Origin of the sequence: Paractinoplanes polyasparticus, assembly GCF_019710575.1 — a bacterium.
GTDB classification, from domain to species: Bacteria; Actinomycetota; Actinomycetes; order Mycobacteriales; family Micromonosporaceae; genus Actinoplanes; species Actinoplanes polyasparticus.
Window position 1 is genome coordinate 61,292 of record NZ_JAHWFK010000007.1, and the last position, 16,143, is coordinate 77,434.

Annotated in this window: 14 protein-coding genes; 5 read left to right on the plus strand and 9 right to left on the minus strand. The window is 70.9% G+C overall.

What is annotated here, in order from left to right:
- The first annotated feature begins 83 nt into the window (after positions 1–83).
- On the plus strand, positions 84–836 hold the full coding sequence (locus KXC43_RS09650) for a TetR/AcrR family transcriptional regulator C-terminal domain-containing protein (protein ID WP_221375649.1): 753 nt from the start codon (positions 84–86) through the stop codon (positions 834–836).
- A gap of 57 nt (positions 837–893) precedes the next feature.
- Here KXC43_RS09650 and KXC43_RS09655 read toward each other — a convergent pair whose 3' ends face one another.
- From KXC43_RS09655 to KXC43_RS09690, 8 genes are all read right to left on the minus strand, one after another.
- Positions 894–1,946 carry a succinate dehydrogenase/fumarate reductase iron-sulfur subunit gene (locus KXC43_RS09655; protein ID WP_221375650.1) on the minus strand — a complete coding sequence of 351 codons (1,053 nt, stop codon included), beginning with the start codon at positions 1,944–1,946 and terminating at the stop codon, positions 894–896.
- The gene (locus KXC43_RS09660; protein WP_221375651.1) at positions 1,946–3,901 is read right to left on the minus strand and encodes a fumarate reductase/succinate dehydrogenase flavoprotein subunit; all 1,956 of its coding nucleotides are present in this window, start codon (positions 3,899–3,901) and stop codon (positions 1,946–1,948) included. The genes KXC43_RS09655 and KXC43_RS09660 overlap by 1 nt, the downstream gene beginning before the upstream one ends.
- A 14-nt stretch (positions 3,902–3,915) precedes the next feature.
- Complete coding sequence (sdhC, locus tag KXC43_RS09665) at positions 3,916–4,737, minus strand: succinate dehydrogenase subunit SdhC (RefSeq protein ID WP_221375652.1); 822 nt, start codon at positions 4,735–4,737, stop codon at positions 3,916–3,918.
- Positions 4,738–4,980: 243 nt separating this feature from the next.
- Positions 4,981–5,544 carry a hypothetical protein gene (locus KXC43_RS09670; RefSeq protein WP_221375653.1) on the minus strand — a complete coding sequence of 188 codons (564 nt, stop codon included), beginning with the start codon at positions 5,542–5,544 and terminating at the stop codon, positions 4,981–4,983.
- 306 nt (positions 5,545–5,850) lie between these two features.
- Entirely contained in the window at positions 5,851–7,308 is a 1,458-nt protein-coding gene (locus tag KXC43_RS09675) for a TldD/PmbA family protein (RefSeq protein ID WP_221375654.1), read from the minus strand.
- On the minus strand, positions 7,305–8,741 hold the full coding sequence (locus KXC43_RS09680; RefSeq protein WP_221375655.1) for a TldD/PmbA family protein: 1,437 nt from the start codon (positions 8,739–8,741) through the stop codon (positions 7,305–7,307). Before KXC43_RS09680 ends, KXC43_RS09675 begins: the two co-directional genes overlap by 4 nt.
- 32 nt (positions 8,742–8,773) lie before the next feature.
- The gene (locus tag KXC43_RS09685; protein WP_255643807.1) at positions 8,774–9,361 is read right to left on the minus strand and encodes a Uma2 family endonuclease; all 588 of its coding nucleotides are present in this window, start codon (positions 9,359–9,361) and stop codon (positions 8,774–8,776) included.
- Between the two features lie 79 nt (positions 9,362–9,440).
- Positions 9,441–11,225 carry a S9 family peptidase gene (locus KXC43_RS09690; RefSeq protein WP_438870875.1) on the minus strand — a complete coding sequence of 595 codons (1,785 nt, stop codon included), beginning with the start codon at positions 11,223–11,225 and terminating at the stop codon, positions 9,441–9,443.
- Positions 11,226–11,378: 153 nt separating this feature from the next.
- Here KXC43_RS09690 and mshB point away from each other — a divergent pair, with 153 nt between their 5' ends.
- Genes mshB through KXC43_RS09710 form a run of 4 tightly spaced genes read left to right on the plus strand, consistent with a single transcriptional unit; the run spans position 11,379 to position 15,164 of the window.
- A complete protein-coding gene (mshB, locus tag KXC43_RS09695) occupies positions 11,379–12,281 on the plus strand; it encodes an N-acetyl-1-D-myo-inositol-2-amino-2-deoxy-alpha-D-glucopyranoside deacetylase (RefSeq protein ID WP_308129025.1) in 903 nt (300 codons plus the stop codon).
- Positions 12,278–12,781 (plus strand): hypothetical protein, encoded by a 504-nt coding sequence (locus KXC43_RS09700; RefSeq protein WP_255643809.1) that lies wholly within the window; start codon positions 12,278–12,280, stop codon positions 12,779–12,781. The genes mshB and KXC43_RS09700 overlap by 4 nt, the downstream gene beginning before the upstream one ends.
- Positions 12,782–12,809: 28 nt before the next feature.
- On the plus strand, positions 12,810–14,663 hold the full coding sequence (locus KXC43_RS52645; protein ID WP_221375658.1) for a VanW family protein: 1,854 nt from the start codon (positions 12,810–12,812) through the stop codon (positions 14,661–14,663).
- A gap of 30 nt (positions 14,664–14,693) precedes the next feature.
- Positions 14,694–15,164 carry a hypothetical protein gene (locus tag KXC43_RS09710; RefSeq protein WP_221375659.1) on the plus strand — a complete coding sequence of 157 codons (471 nt, stop codon included), beginning with the start codon at positions 14,694–14,696 and terminating at the stop codon, positions 15,162–15,164.
- Here the strand turns inward: KXC43_RS09710 and KXC43_RS09715 are convergent.
- Entirely contained in the window at positions 15,161–16,123 is a 963-nt protein-coding gene (locus tag KXC43_RS09715; RefSeq protein ID WP_221375660.1) for a GNAT family N-acetyltransferase, read from the minus strand. The two genes, KXC43_RS09710 and KXC43_RS09715, sit on opposite strands and share 4 nt — an antisense overlap.
- Positions 16,124–16,143 lie beyond the last annotated feature (20 nt).

Here is a 16,143-nt window from a genome sequence, read left to right on the forward strand (position 1 = left end):
GGCCTCTCTCGTACGGCGTTCGATTGGCTCGAACACCGTACCAGTAGGCTCGAACACTGTGCGAGTGGCTTTAGGATGGGCTGGTGAGAAGCACCGAAGGGTTCACCGGCTCCGTCTGGCTGCGGCCGCCACGCGCCCGGACCGGTCAGCCCTCGCTGAGTCGCGAGCAGATCGTCCGCGCGGCGATGGAATTGCTCGACGCCGAAGGGCCGGCCGGGCTCAGCATGCGCCGGCTGGGCACCAGGCTGGGTGCGGGGGCGACGTCGCTCTACTGGCACGTCGCGAACAAGGATGAGCTGCTCGAGCTCGCGGTCGACGAGGTGCTGGGCGAGGTCTACGTGCCTGAGCCGGGCGACACCCACTGGCGGGTCGGCGCGTCGATCAGCGCGAACGGCATGCGCTCGGCGCTGCTGCGGCATCCCTGGGTGATCGGTCTGCTCGGCCTGCACCCCACTCTCGGCCCCAACGCGATGCGACTCGGTGAGCGGCTCGTGGCGCTCTTCACGGCGGCCGGCTTCACCGGCATGCCGCTGTCACACGCGACCGCGACGCTCAACGCCCACGCGATCGGCTCGGCGACCTCCGAGGCGGCGGTCAAGTCGGCCCTGAAGCGCACGGGGAAGACGTGGGAAGAGGTTGCCGAGGACGTCGAGCCCTATCTGGAACGGCTCGCGCCCGACAACCCGAACTACGAGAAGTGGCGAAAAGAGACCGGGCCGCTGCGCAAAGACCCCGAACAGGTGCTGGAAGAGACGTACGCCTTCGGCCTGGAACGCCTGCTCGACGGACTGGAGATCTGGCTGACGAGAAACGACGGGAAGCCGCCGCCGGCCTGATGAACAGCGGGTGCGACCCCGGCCGCCGGCAATGCGCCGGCAGCCGGAGTCGTTGGCTCAGTGGCCCTGGTGGTGACCGTCGGTGCCGTGGTCGCCGTCCTGGCCGTCGTCGTGAACGCCGTACTGCGGAGCGGGCGGCTGGTAGGCCACCCGGCCGGACGGCAGCGGGAACTGCTGATCGCCGAACGGGGACGGGCCGCCCTGGGTGGGCAGCGTGACCTCGGTGACGTCCATCCGGCCGTCCTCGCGCACCTCGGGGCCCTCGGGGCCCCGGTTGGTGGTGAACGGCGCGCCCTTGGCCACGTCGGTCACCCCGACCGAGCTGCTCGGCGCCATGTTCTCGCCGTCGCCGTCGAGCTGGTCACGGCGGAAGATCTTGCGACCGAGCCAGACCAACGGGTCGTAGCGGCGGTCGACGACACGCTCCTTCATCGGGATGATCGCGTTGTCGGTGATCTTGATGTGCTCGGGGCAGACCTCGGTGCAGCACTTGGTGATGTTGCACAAGCCCATGCCCTGGTGGGACTGGGCGTACTCCTTGCGGTCCGTCCGGTCGTCGAGCGGGTGCATGTCGAGCTCGGCGGCGCGGATGAAGTAGCGCGGACCGGAGAACGCGGCCTTGTTCTCTTCGTGGTCGCGGACGACGTGACAGGTGTTCTGGCAGAGGAAGCACTCGATGCACTTGCGGAATTCTTGGCTGCGCTCGACGTCGACCTGCTGCATGCGGTAGTCGCCCGGCGCCACCCCGGGCGGCGGCGCGAAGGCCGGGGTCTCGCGGGCCTTGTCGTAGTTGAAGGAGACGTCGGTGACCAGGTCGCGGATGACCGGGAACGTGCGCAGGGGCGTGATGGTGACCGTCTCGTCCTCTTCGAACGTCGACATGCGGGTCATGCAACCCAGCCGGGGCTTGCCGTTGATCTCCATCGAGCACGAGCCGCACTTGCCGGCCTTGCAGTTCCACCGGCAGGCCAGATCGGGCGTCTGGGTCGCCTGCAGCCGGTGGATGATGTCGAGCACGACCTCACCCTCGTTGACCTCGACATCGAAGTCCTCGATGTCGCCGCCGGCCGAATCGCCCCGCCAGACGCGGAAGTGGCGCTTGGTGCCCATTACTTCGCCTCCGTCTTGCTCTTCGCGCCGGGGATGGCGGCGTCGCCCGTCGGGCCCTCGATCGCGTCGAACTGGGTGATCTCGCCCTCGGTCAGGTATTTCGACAGCTCGGAGCGCTCGAACAGCTGGATCAACTCGTCCCGCATGCGGGGCACGGGTTTGCGCTCGAGATGCACGTCGCCGGAACCGTCGAGCGAGCAGACCAGGTTGATCAGTCGCCACTGCGGGTTCATCTGCGGGAAGTCCTCGCGCGTGTGACCGCCGCGGGACTCCTCACGCTCGAGCGCCGCCTTGGCCGTGCACTCCGAGACGATCAGCATGTTGCGCAGGTCGAGCGCGAGGTGCCAGCCCGGGTTGTAGCGCCGGCCGCCGATCGCGCCGACCTGGGCGACGCGCAGCTTGAGCTGCTGGAGCCGCTTGAGCGCGTCGGTCAGCTCGCCCTCGCGCCGGATGATGCCGACCAGGTCGCCCATCACGGCCTGAAGATCCTGCTGCAGGGTGTACGGATTCTCGCCGCCCGGCCTCTCCAGGGGCGCGAGGGCCGTGAGCACCGCGGATTCCACGTCGGACGTGGTGACCTTGGGCCGCTTGGTCAGCGAGTCGGTGTAGGCCGCGGCGTGCTCGCCGGCCCGCTTGCCGAAGACCAGCAGGTCGGACAGCGAGTTGCCGCCGAGCCGGTTGGAGCCGTGCATGCCGCCGGACACCTCGCCCGCGGCGAACAAACCCTCGACCGTGCCCATCGCAGCCGTGCTGTCGGGTTCGACCTCGACCCCGCCCATGACGTAGTGGCAGGTGGGCCCGACCTCCATCGGCTCCTTGGTGATGTCGACGTCGGCCAGCTCCTTGAACTGGTGATACATCGACGGGAGCCGCTTGGTGATCGTCTCGGCCGGCATGCGGGTGGAGACGTCGAGCAGGACGCCGCCCGCCTTGGTGCCCCGGCCCGCCTTGACCTCGGAGTTGATCGCACGGGCGACCTCGTCGCGCGGCAGCAGCTCGGGTGGGCGGCGGTTGTTGTCGGGGTCGTTGTACCAGCGGTCGGCCTCTTCCTCCGTGTCCGCGTACTGCTTGCGGAACACGTCGGGGACGTAGTCGAACATGAAGCGCTTGCCCTCGCTGTTGCGCAGCACGCCGCCGTCGCCCCGGACCGACTCGGTGACCAGGATGCCCTTGACGCTGGGCGGCCACACCATGCCGGTCGGGTGGAACTGGAGGAACTCCATGTTGATCAGCGTCGCGCCCGCCCGCAGCGCCAGGGCGTGGCCGTCGCCGGTGTACTCCCACGAGTTCGAGGTGACCTTGTAGCTGCGGCCGACCCCGCCGGTCGCCAGGATCACCGCGGGCGCCTCGAGCAGGATGAACTCGCCGGATTCGCGGTAGTAGCCGAACGCGCCGGCCACGCGGTTCCCGTCGAGCAGCAGCTCGGTGATCGTGGTCTCGGAGAAGACCCGGATGCGGGCGTCGTAGTTGCCGGTCTCGGCGAAGTCTTCCTGCTGGAGCGAGACGATCTTTTGCTGCAGGGTGCGGATCAGCTCGAGGCCGGTGCGGTCGCCGACGTGCGCGAGCCGGGGATATTCGTGGCCGCCGAAGTTCCGCTGGGAGATCTTGCCGTCCTTCGTACGGTCGAAGAGCGCCCCGTACGTCTCGAGCTCCCAGATGCGTTCCGGAGCTTCCTTGGCGTGCAGTTCGGCCATGCGGAAGTTGTTGAGGAACTTGCCACCGCGCATGGTGTCGCGGAAGTGGACCATCCAGTTGTCGCGCGAGTTGACGTTGCCCATCGCGGCGGCGGCGCCGCCCTCGGCCATCACCGTGTGGGCCTTGCCGAACAGCGACTTCGAGATGATCGCCGTACGCTTGCCGGCCAGCCGGGCCTCGATGGCCGCACGCAGACCGGCGCCGCCGGCCCCGATCACGACGACGTCGTAGTGGTGTCGTTCGATTCGTGCAGTAGTCATGGTGTGCGTGCCCCTCAGCCGACGAACCGAAGATCGGAGAACCAGCCGAGCTCCAGCGCCATGATGTAGAAGTCGGTCAGCGCCAGCGTGCCGAGCGTGATCCAGGCCAGCTGCATGTGGCGGACGTTCAGCTTCGACACGAAGGTCCAGATGCGGTAGCGCACCGGGTGCTTCGAGAAGTGCTTGAGGCGGCCGCCGGCGATGTGACGGCACGAGTGGCACGACAGCGTGTAGAGCCAGAGCATCACCACGTTGCCGACCAGGATGATGTTGCCCAGCCCGAAGCCGAACGAATCGCCGCTGCGGAACGCGATGATCGCGTCGTACGTGTTGATCAGCGAGATGACCATCGCGGCGTAGAACGCGTAGCGGTGGGCGTTCTGGAAGATCAGCGGGAACCGGGTCTCGCCGGTGTATTTGGCGTGACCGTCGGGGACCGCGCAGGCCGGCGGGGAGAGCCAGAAGGCCCGGTAGTAGGCCTTGCGGTAGTAGTAGCAAGTGAGCCGGAAGAGCAGCAGGAACGGCAGCGTGAAGGCGGCCTCGGGCAGAATCCACCAGCTCGGCAGGGGCGTGCCGAACAGCGCTGAACCCTCGACGCACCGGTCGGTCAGGCAGGGCGAGTAGAACGGCGTGAGGTAGTGGTAAGCCTCGACGAAGTAATAGTCGTGCATGAAGACGCGGACGGTCGCGTAGGTGACCCACGCCCCCAGCCCGACGAAGGTGATGAGCGGGGCGAGCCACCACCGGTCGGTGCGCAGCGTCTTGGCCGTGATCGCCGCGCGTGGGTTGTGTGGACCGGAGGGTCCCACGCCCGGCTTCGTTGCCGTCGTCGTCATTCGATCTCCTGACGTGCCTGTCCCAGTGACCCGGCCGGCGAGCGAGGGGGAGCCCGGCAGCCGCCATGCTTGCGTGATGTGGGGCACACGTTACGCCGAGGGTCGGACAGTTTCGCGTCCAGGGATGGGGGATGGATCACAAATGTCGACCCTCATCGCATCGATACGTTCGCACACGCTAGTGGATCTTGCCGAGGCTGATCCGAAACGGACGCTCGGGTAGCAGCCGGGCAGGGCGCCCGCTCAGAGGTCGGGGGCGGCCAGGCGGCGGACCGGGCCGGCGCACGGTGCGGGCGACCCTTCGATCAGATCGTCGGCGACGGGCTCGTTGTCCGCGTTCTTCGGGGGAACGTAGAAGGCGGGTGTGCGGGCCTTCGCCTGGCGGTCGAGGGCATCGGCGTAGACGGCGCGGGAGTCGAGCAACTGGCGCCAGCCGTCCTGGGCGCGGGCGTCGCTGATCTCGCCGACGTAGATGCGGACGGCCGAGTTCTCATCGCGGATCGCCACCGCGCGGCCGGCCGGGCTCGAGGCGGCGCCGGGCGGATTGAGCCGATTGAGCCGGCGCTCGAGTTCGAGGCAGTTCTGGTCGCGCAGCACGCGGGTCTCGCGCGCCTCGGAGGCGGTGTCGCGCACGTCGGAGACGGCATCGACGACGGCGAGCGCGCCGGCGCAGAGGGCGATCACAATCAGGGCCGCACCGATCGAGATGCCCGCCACGAACCATTGCCGCCGGCGTCGCTGCCGGGCGTCGTGCACGCCGGAGCCCGCCAGTCGCCGCCACCACGCGGGCCGCGCACTGACCGTCACCCCTCCGCTTGCCGCCCGTCTGCCACGTGCCGGTTCGGTGCCGTCCGCCGGCCCGCTCCCGGCTGCGGAAGGGCTGCCGGGTGTGGTCGACGTCGCGCGTCCGGCCGCGAACGAGTCCGCACCGGCGGGATCCGCGGTGCTCGATGGCGCCTCGGTCGGATGGTCCGGGGAGGTGTCGGGCGGTCGGGCAGTGGGATCAGCGCGATTGGGTCTGGGCAGGCGGGCGGTGGCGTCGTCGTCCTGGTCAGGGTCGCGCGGCGAATCGCTCACCGGCCCAGTGAAACACGCCGGTCAATGCGCGGCCGATCAGCCGGAGGCGTTGCCGGTGAGGTTCCAGCTGGCCAGGTGCAGGGCGGGGGCCGCGTAGCGGGTGCCGGACCAGCGGTCGGGCAGCAGGATCGACTCGCTGCCGATGCCCAGCACCATGCCGGCCCCCAGCGCCTGCGGGTAGGACTGGGTGAACCGCATGTTGCCGACCGCCGCGGTCACCTCGCCGTTCTCGATCAGCCAGACGCCGTTGCGGGTCAGGCCGGTGACGACCAGCGTCTTCGGGTCGAGCACGCGGGTGTACCAGAGGTCGGAGATCAGCAGGCCGCGTTCCATGCGGGCCACCAGCGGGCGGGCGGATTCGGCCACCGGCCCGGCCGAGCCGGTCGCGGGCGACGGGGTCGCGGCGGACGAGGCCTCCAGCCGTACGTGGGTGGGACAGGGACCCCACGTGCGGGACGCGCCCGAGGCGTGACCGGTGGACACCGTGCCCGCCTCGGCGGCCGACGTGCGGTCGTGAGCCACTGCCTTGGTGACCCCCTCGCGCACCAGCACCAGCGACTCGCGGGGCGTGCCCTCGTCGTCGAACGGCAGGCCCGGCGCGTGTTCGTCGCGACTGCCCAGCGGCTCGTCGATCAGGGTCACCGACGGGTCGAACTGGTCGGCGCCGAGTTCGGCAAAGGACTGTTTCTGGGCGTACGACTTGCCGTTGAACCCGAAGACCGAGAAGTTGTCGAGCAGGTCGGCGACCGCCTCGGGCTCGAGCACCACCTCGTAGCGTCCCGGCGGCAGCTCGACCGGGTTCTGCGCCGCCCGGGCCTTGGCCGCCGCGCGGGCCCCGAGCGCGCCGCCGTCGAGGTCGGCCAGGCGGCCACTGGCCTGCCGGGCCACGCCGTCGGCGCCGTCGGAGCGGGCGATGCCGTCCATCGCGGCCTCGGCCGTGCGCCCCTCGACGGACTGCCCAGCACTGTTCGCGAACGCCGCCGACGTATAGACCGTGCGGCAGTAACCCGCCGTCTCGAGGCCCCCGGCGGCGCGGACGAAATCGCGGACGCGCTCGGCCCGTTCGGCCGGGGTCGCCCGCGCGGTCGCCTCGTCGAAGCCGAAGTCGAGCCGGGAGTGCTCGCCCGAACCGTGGTAGCCCGCCGAGTGGTGCAGCGGGCTGGGCGGGGTGAGCCCGGGCCACGTCACGTCGGGCGGGCTCAGCCGGGTCGCCGCGAGCGTGCGCTCGACCAGCCCGCGCAGCCCGGCGGCGTCGACGATCGTGGTGGCGCCCGACGCCGTCCGTCCGTCGAGGTGCAGCCGCAGGCCGACGGTGGTGACCGCGTCGGCCACGTTCTGATGGATCATGGAGACGGCGAACCGGGTCAGCGCCTGGGCGTCGTGACGCACCATGACCTCGGCCTCGGCCGACGGCCCGGCTGCCTGCCGCACCAGTTCGACGACCCGGGCGGCGAGATCGAGCTCGACCCCGGCCCGGATGCTCTCGAGACTCATCCCCGCACCCCCACGCGTACGTCGGTGAACCTGGCCGGCGCCGCCGGATGACCTGTGTGACCCACCTGGCCGGGCTGGCCCTTGCCGCAGTTGGGCGTGCCCCAGGCGACGGTCTCGGACGAGAGCATGTCCATCGACTGCCAGAACTTGGGACCGATGCCGGTATAGGTCGGGTTGCGCAGCATGCGGCCGAGCTTGCCGTTCTTGATCTCGTAGCCGATCTCGCAGCCGAACTGGAAGTTGAGCCGGCGGTCGTCGATCGACCAGGAGCGGTTGACATCCATGAACACGCCGTCGTCGGTGGCCGCGATGATCTCGTCGAGCGTGTGCGGGCCCGGCTCCAGGCCCACATTGGTCATACGCACCATCGGCAGCCGCGCCCAGCCGTCGGAGCGGACGCTGCCCGCGTAGTCGAGCCCGGCCACGGCGGCCGAGTCGCGCCCGGCCAGCACGCCGACCCAGATGCCGTCGCGCACCGCGTCGCGCCGGGCGGCGGGGGTGCCCTCGTCGTCGTAGCCGAAGCTGCCCAGCGCACCCGGGATGCCGGGATCGATGGTGATGTTCATCAGTTCCGAGCCGTAGCGCAACGAGCCCAGCTTGCGCAGGTCGAGCCAGCTGGTGCCGGCGAAGGCGGCCTCCCACCCCAGGATGCGGTCGAGCTCGATGGCGTGCCCGACCGACTCGTGGATCTGGAGGGCGAGCTGCTCGCCGCCGAGCACCAGCGTCGTCTCGCCGGTGGGGCAGAGCGGGGCGGTGAGCAGGGCACGCGCTTCTTCTGCCATGCGGGGGGCGTTGCCGACCAGGTCGAGGCTCTCGACCAGTTCCCAGCCGCGTGTGCCGTACTGGCCGCCGTACGAGGGCCAGGAGCGCCGCTGGATCTCGCCGTCGCCGAAGGCGCTGGCCCAGACGCCGGCGCCGCACTCGCGGGTGTGCTGGTCGATACGGTGGCCCTCGCTCGAGACGAACCACTTGCGCGTGTCCCACACGGAGAGAGCGCCCTGGGCGAGATCGGCGCCGGCTGCTCCGGCCGCGGCGGTTGCCGCCACCAGCAGGTCACCCTTGGTCGACAGGGACACCCCGAGCGGGTCGATCTCGCACTCGTTGGCCCAGCTCGCCTCGACGGCGGACGAAGGCGCCAGCTCGACCGGTGGCCCCGGCACGGTGGCGCTGGCCGCGGCGATCTGCGCGGCCCGGCGGCCGGCGGCGCGGGCGGCCGGATCGGAAAGGTCGGGCACGGCGTAGAAACCCCACGAGGACCCGACCAGGGCCCGGACGCCGAGGCCGGCGCTCTCGTCCGAGTCGACCTCTTCGATGTCACCGTCGCGGGCGGACATCGACTCGGTGCGCCGCACCATGACGCGGCAGTCGGCATAGCGCGCCCCGGCTTCGAGAGCGGCCTGCACCGCCGCCGAAGCCTCATCGAAGTGACTCATGGCCCGACCCTAGGCGACGGGTACGACAGAAATCAGTCCGGCAACAGCGTCGCGGGATCCAGGTCGACAGTGACCGGCTCCGTGAGCCGCAGGATTTCGCCCACCTTGGTCACCGAGTGCTCCTTGTATGCCGACCCGGCCAACTGGTAGAGGGTGAAGGTCCCGGCCTCGGGATCGACCATCAAATACCACGGGATCCCGGCCACCGCGTAGTAGTGCTTTTTCAGCACCTTGTCAGTGGTTGCGTTGGAAGGGGAGTGGATCTCGCAGACGAGTACGACGAACGTCGAGTCGATGATCAGGTCGTCGACCTCGTCGTCAGCCGCGAAGACAACGACGTCCGGGATCACCATCCGGTCCGGTCCGAGCTGGACGTTCACCGCGTCGCCGACTTCCAGGAGGGCCGGATCGGCGTTCGCTTCCAGGGTATTGGCCAGGTGCCGGGCGATTTTCTGGAGGGCGCGGGTGGGATTGGGTGTCACGAGCAGGCTCCCGTCGAGGAGTTCGACTCGGGGGGAGGTCACGCCAAGCGCCAGATAATCTTCACCGGTCATCGGCCGACCATCGGCGAAGATCATCCCGTTCGCGGACGGTTTGTCCGCAGTGAAAACCGTGGTCATAGCGTCTCCCGAGCTGTCGGGGTCGGACTCTCCCACAAAGACTAGTCTCATGACAACTCTCCTCGCGACTACCCTTTCGTCACCGAGCAGCCGTGCCGCGTCCCTGCAGGAAGGCTAGCTCCTCGTCAAGGGTGGCGGACTCTGCTGAAGGGAGGCCGGGAGCGGCTGCGCCGATCAGGAGCAGCGCGTCGGTGGGGTCGGCGTCCAGCAGGCTGTGGTGGCTGTAGACGTCGGCTGAGTCGCGGGGGTCGCCCAGGTAGCGCTCGGCCACCGCGGGCGGCGCGTCGCGCCAGTCGACGATCGGGTGGCGGGCCACGGCGCGGTGGAAGGTTTCCGGGCGGCGCAGGACGGCCATGGCGGCCAGCCAGCCGCCGACGCCTGTTCCTCGTACGGAAACCGAAGTCAGGTCGAGGTCGGGGTGCTTGCCGAGCAGGGCCTGCAGGGCGTCGGTCAGGTCGGACAGGGCCACGTCGACCAGGCGCCGGTGCACCACCTTCTCGAAGCTCGGGGCCACCCCGGGCGTTCCGCGGCCGTCGATCGACACGACAGCGAAGCCCGCGTCGGCCCACCACTGCCTCTCCTGCCAGGCCTTGCGGTCGTTCACCACCTGCTGGCGGCCCGGGCCCTCGCCCAGCGCCAGCAGCACCGGCAGCTTGGCGCCGGCGACGAAGCCGTCCGGATAGAGGACCGCGGCCGGCAGCCGCCGATCGGTGACGCGTTCGAAGACCGGCTTCGGCGAGTAGGGCAGCGGCGCCGACTGGTTGCCCAGGGCCGCCACCCGGGCCTCGCCGCGCCACACCACGTCGTCGATGACCAGCACGCCGCCGTCGGCGACAGCGTGGTGCCAGCCGGGAGCCTCGGTGATCTTGCGGGCTTCCGCTCCGCCGCCGCCCAGCGACGTCCGTACCCGGAAGACCGACTGGACGGCCGGGTCGTCGTCGGTGCCCTCGACGATCAGATCGGGGAAGCCGCTGGGGCCGCCCGGCCGGGGAACCGTGCCGACCACGCGCCGCACGTACAGGTTGGGCGGCGTGAGCAGGCTGCCGTCGGCGAACAGGCACCGCGCGTCGAAGCCGTCGTGGGCCAGTTCGCCGCCGACCAGCACTCTTCCGTCGGGCAGGTGCCGGGGCGTCCCGGCGACCGGCTCCACCCACCGGGCATCGGCCAGTTCGGCGTGCACCTGGGTTTCCCCCGTACGCGGATCGACCGCCAGCACCAGGCCGTGCTGCTGCATGCGGCGCAGCACGGTGATCAGCGGCCCGCCGCCGTCGGCCCACCGCACGCCGACCACGTGCGGATAGGTCTCGCGGTCCCAGTGCACGTCGACCCAGCCGAAGTCGAGGTCGAGCAGGTGCAGGCTGGTCGTCGCGGCCGTGCGCGCGGCCAGGATCTGGCTGCCGTCGGGCGCCCACCACCAGCCCCGGTCGCGCCCGAACCGGCGGGCCGGCTCGTCGGCCAGGCCCCAGCCGATCGCGCCACCCCGTTCGCGCCACGCGTTGCCGGACTCGCCGGCCAGCAGGCGGTCGCCGTCCGGCCCGACGACGCGCAGCGAGGGCGAGCCGCCGACCCGGCTGATGTAGCCGATGTTGATGCCGCCGGGGTCGGGCCGCGGATCCTCGGCCGGCTCGCCGGTCGGCACCTCGGCCACCGTGCCCCGGGGCAGGTCGGCCCGGAACAGCCGGCCCTCGCGGGCGAAGGCGGCCACGCAGGCGTCGCGGTCGATGGCGTACGAGTCGACCGGTCCCGCGGCGACCAGGGACTCGGTGGCGGTGGCGACGTTGAGCACCCAGAGGGACGAGATCGGATCCTCCGGACCGGCCGAGCGCAGGAACACCACCCGCCGGCCGTCCGCGCCGACCGTCACCGCATGCGGCGCGCCGTGGCGGAAGTGACCGGTGCGCTCCGCGAGCCTGGGGAAGTCCACCCGGACAGCATCGCCGATCAAGGCCCTCCCGCGCGCCCCAAACCGGGCACGGCGCAACAGAAGACTGCCGGTGCTCCCGCGTACAGTTGCCGCGTGACTGACGCCCTGCCCGCACGCCGGCTCCTGCTGGTGCACGCTCACCCCGACGACGAGGTCACCGGCACCGGCGCCACCATGGCCCACTACGCCGCCTCCGGCGCCCACGTGACGCTCGTGACCTGCACACTCGGCGAAGAGGGCGAGATACACGTCCCCGCGCTGGCCCAGCTCGAGGCCGCACAGGCCGACCAGCTCGGCGGCTACCGCCTGGTCGAGCTGTCCCGCGCGTGTGCCGCGCTGGGCGTCGCCGACCACCGGTTCCTCGGCGGCGCCGGCCGCTTCCGTGACTCCGGCATGATGGGCCTGCCCACCAACGACCACGAGCGCGCCTTCTGGCGGGCCGACGTCGACGCGGCCGCCGCCCTGCTGCTCGAGGTGATCCGTGAGGTCCGGCCCCAGGTCATGATCACGTACGACCCCAACGGCTTCTACGGTCATCCCGACCACATCCAGGCCCACCGGGTCGCCATGCGCGCCGCCGAGCTGGCCGGCGACGACGGCCCGCAGAAGATCTACTGGACGGCGATGCCGCTGAGCGTGCTGCGCGACGGCATGGAGGCGTTCCGCGAGCTCTCCGACAACCCGTTCGCCGACGTGGAGAGGGTCGAGGATCTGCCGTTCGGTCACCCCGACGACGAGATCGCCGCGCGCATCGACGGCACCGACTACTACCAGCAGAAGGTGGCGGCGATGAAGGCCCACGCCACCCAGATCCCCGACGACTCGTGGCTCTACGGCATCGCCGGCGACTTCGGCGGCGAGTTCATGGGCGTCGAATACTTCACCATCGCCAAGGGCAAGCGCGGCCCGGGCGAGGGCCCCCACAACTGGGAGGCTGACCTGTTCGGCGGTCTCGACCTGGAACAGGCGGCCATATCAGACTCGGCCGCGCGGTGAAGACCGAGAGCGCGGCCGAGGTGCAATCCCAGGAGCCTTCCCCCGAGACGTACGAAGAGCGGGCGCGTCAGCCGTGGGCCGGCTGGGAGCCGGTGATCCGCGTCGCCGGGGTGGTGGTCGCCGTCGTGGCCGCGCTCGTCACCGGTCTCCTCGAGATCTTCCTGAGCACGCTGCGCGCTGGTGACGTGGTCTCGGTCTGGAGCGGCGACGCGATCGGCTCGGGCGGCGGCCCCCTGCTGTGGCTGGCCGTCCCGCTGTCCGCGGCGTTCAACTGGGCCATCGCGTGGTTCGCGGTCACCACGACCCGGCGCCGCTGGTCGCTGGCACCGCCCTGGGCGCTGTGGACCCTGCTGATGCTGTTCGCGGCCGGCGTGCGCACCAGCGAGGGCGACTACCTGCTGGGCGGCGAGAACTGGGTCGCGCTGGTCACGATCCTGGTCGGGAGCCTGGCCTATGCTGTCTATTCCTATCGCCTGATCTTGAAGCGCACGCTGCCCTAGCGGCGTTCCCGACCGGTGAGGTGAGCACGTGACTTCCAGGCCTGAGGGCGCGACACCGGACGACACCGTCATCCTCAACGCCGGTCCGGACGGCAGCGTTACGGCCCCCGATGAGGCCGACGCCACAGTCCCGTTGCCGATGAGCTCGAACACCGTCGTGATGCCGGCCCAGCGCGGCGCCCCGGAGGAAGAGCAGCTTCCGCCGCCGCCGGCTCCGGAACGCCCGCGTTCCCGTCGTGGCGTGCTGGTCGCGGCCGCGGTCGCCGGCGTGCTGGTGGTGGGCGCGGGCGGCGCCGGGGCCTACGCCACGGCCGGGGACATCCCGCGCGGCACCGAGGTGCTCGGCCTCGACCTGGGCGCGCTCAGCCGGTCCGCCGCCGAGAAGGCGCTCGGCGACCACGTGGCGACGCGGTCGGCCCAGCCGGCCCGGATCCGCCTCGACGGCAAGGACGTGACGGTCAAGCCCGAGGCGGTCGGGCTGGCGTTCGACGTGCCGGCTACGGTCGACGCCGCGGCGAAGAGCGGCCGCCGGCTCTTCGGGGTCGAAGTCGTTGCCCCGGTCGTACGCGTGGAGCAGGCCAAACTCGAGGCGGCGCTCCGCAAGCACGTGAACACCGAGCGCGTGACCGTGCGCCGGCCGGCGATCACCTTCAAGGGCGTCGCGCCCGTGGCCACGTACCCGCAAGCCGGTCTTGACCTGGACGGCGCCGTCGCCGCCGAACGCGTGACGGGCGCGTGGCCGACCGGTCAGGTGGCCGACGTGCCGCTGACCACCCGTGCCCCGGCGATGACCAGGGAGCAGGTCGACGCGCTCATCACCGACGTCGCCGAGCCCGCCGTGGCCGCGCCGGTGACCGTGACCGTCGGCGCCGAATCCTTCCGGCTCGCCCCGGCCACGCTCGCCAAGGGCCTGGTCTTCCGGGCCGACGCCAAGGGTGTGCTGACTCCGGCGATCGACGGCCCGAAGTTGCGTGCGGCCGGCCGGGCCCAGTTCAGCAAGGTCGAGACCGCGGCCAAGCCGGCCACCGTGCGGCTGCGGAACGGCAAGCCGCAGATCGTGGCCGGTGCGCCCGGCCGCCTGGTCGACGTGGCGAAGCTCGGGCCGGCGCTGCTCGGTGTGCTGACCGGCCCGGCCCCGCGCGAGGTCACCGGCGTCCTGGTCGAGGCCGGCTCCGACACCAGCGTGGCCGACGTGGCCAAGCTCGGCATCAAGCAAAGGGTCTCGACCTTCACCACCTACTTCACCGGCGGCCGCAGCTCGCCGCGCAGCCAGAACATCATCACCGTGGCCAAGGCGGTGGACGGCGCGATCGTGCGGCCGGGCGCGACGTTCTCGCTCAACGGGCACACCGGCGAGCGCAACTACGCCAAGGGCTACAAGGACGCGCCGGTCATCGTGAACGGCGTGCTCGAGCCGGGCGTCGGCGGTGGCGCGTCGCAGTTCACCACGACGCTGTTCAACGCCGCCTACTACGCGGGTCTCGAGGACGTCGAGCACAAGCCGCACTCGTTCTACTTCTCGCGCTACCCGTCGGTCATCGAGTCGACGATCTTCTATCCGACCCTGGACCTCAAGTTCAAGAACACCACGCCGTACGGAATTCTGATCGACACCGCCACGACCGGGCGCTCGGTGACCGTCTCGATGTGGAGCACCAAGGTCTACGACAGCGTCAAGACCGTGTACGGGCCCCGGCGCAACGTGACGAGCCCGTCCACCGTGCATCGCGAACCGGGCCCCCGCTGCATAACTTCCAGCGGACTGCCAGGCTTCACCCAGGACGCGTGGCGCGTCATCCGCAAGGATGGCCGGGAGGTCGAGCGCAAGAAGTTCACTTGGCGTTACGATCCCGAGCCACGGTTCGTCTGCGGCGGTGAGTGAACCCCGCCGAGTAAGCCCCGGGGAGGGCACATGAGGCAGCAGCGCTGGTTCCCGATCGCGGCGCTCGCGGTCGGCCTGTTCGCGATCAACGTGGTGGCCCGCCTGGTCACCCGGTTCGCGTTCACCGACAACGACGCGGCCGAGACCCGCACCACGATCGTCATGTTCTCGGTGATCGGCGTCGTGCTCGCCGTCTACGCGTTCATGGCCTCGCACAACCGCCGCCCGTCGGAGTGGCTCGTCCCCGACTGGGTGCTCGGCGTGGGCGGCGCCATGCTGCTGACCCTCCTGGTGGGACCGTTCGTCAGCGGCGACCAGCCGTTCGGCAACGGCTCCGACGCCTTCTTCGCGCAGTTCGCCCTCTATCTGGCCTTCGCCGGCGGCGGCACCCTGGTCGGCTACTGGATCTCGGTGGCCATGGCACGCGACTACCGGTCGCGCTCGCTGAAGGCCTTCTCGGAGCAGCGCCAGGCCAAGCCGCGCCGGGTCGTGCGCCGCTAGCCTGCCGGCTCTTCCCGGGTCAGATACGTGTGGTGCGTGGTGAAGCCCACCCGGCCGTAGAGCGTGACCGCACCCGTGTTGCGCTCCTCGACCTGCAGGTAGACGCGGCTGCTGCCGTGTTGCGCGCCCCACTGCGCCAGCGCCCCCAGCACGTGCCGGGCCAGACCTCGGCGGCGGGCCGGCGGTGTGGTCTGGAGCAGCGAGACGCCCAGCCAGCGGTCCGGACCGGTCACCGCGCCCCGGCCGACCGCGAGCAGGTCGCCGTCGGCGTCGCGCACCTGGGCGAACGCCACCTCGGCGGGGCCGGTGACGATGCCGACGGCGGTGGCCGGCAGCGTGCCCTTGTGCTCGGCCACCAGGGCGTACCAGTCGTCGCCGGGATCGTCGGCCAGCTCGACCGGCGGCAGGTCCTGCGTCGGCAGGGCGCCGGCCAGCGCGGCCACAGATGCCGTCTGCACCAGCGTGAGCGGGCGGGCGCCCCAGCCACGGGCGTCGAGGGCGGCGTTGACCGGGGCGGCCAACGGCAGCGGCGCGTTGATCAGCGCGCGCTGACCGTGTGCGGAATACCACTCGGTGACGGCGTCGATGGCGGCCTCGAGCGGACGGTCCGGGTCGCCGACGGCCAGGGCCGAATTCGCCCGGCCGGTCCAATTCTCGGCGGCGCGCAGGATCCAGTGGCCGAGGCGGCCCTGAACCGGGGCCGGCCAGGCTTCGTTCGCGGCCAGCTCGAGGGCGATCACCTCGGCCGCGGGCGGGCGGCGGGCAGCAGGCACCCGCTTGGCCCGGTGCACCTCGCGCAGCGGCACCCGGAGCGTGCCCTTGGCGGTGGCGATGGTGAGATCGGTCTCCGTGAGGTCGACCAGCTCACCCAGGGCATCCGTGTAGAGCGTCCGATTCTGGGCAACGCCTACAATTCGGCGTACCACCACCCGGTGTCCCACATCCTGCCGACGGAGCACGTGTCACCTCCTCCGGCGGA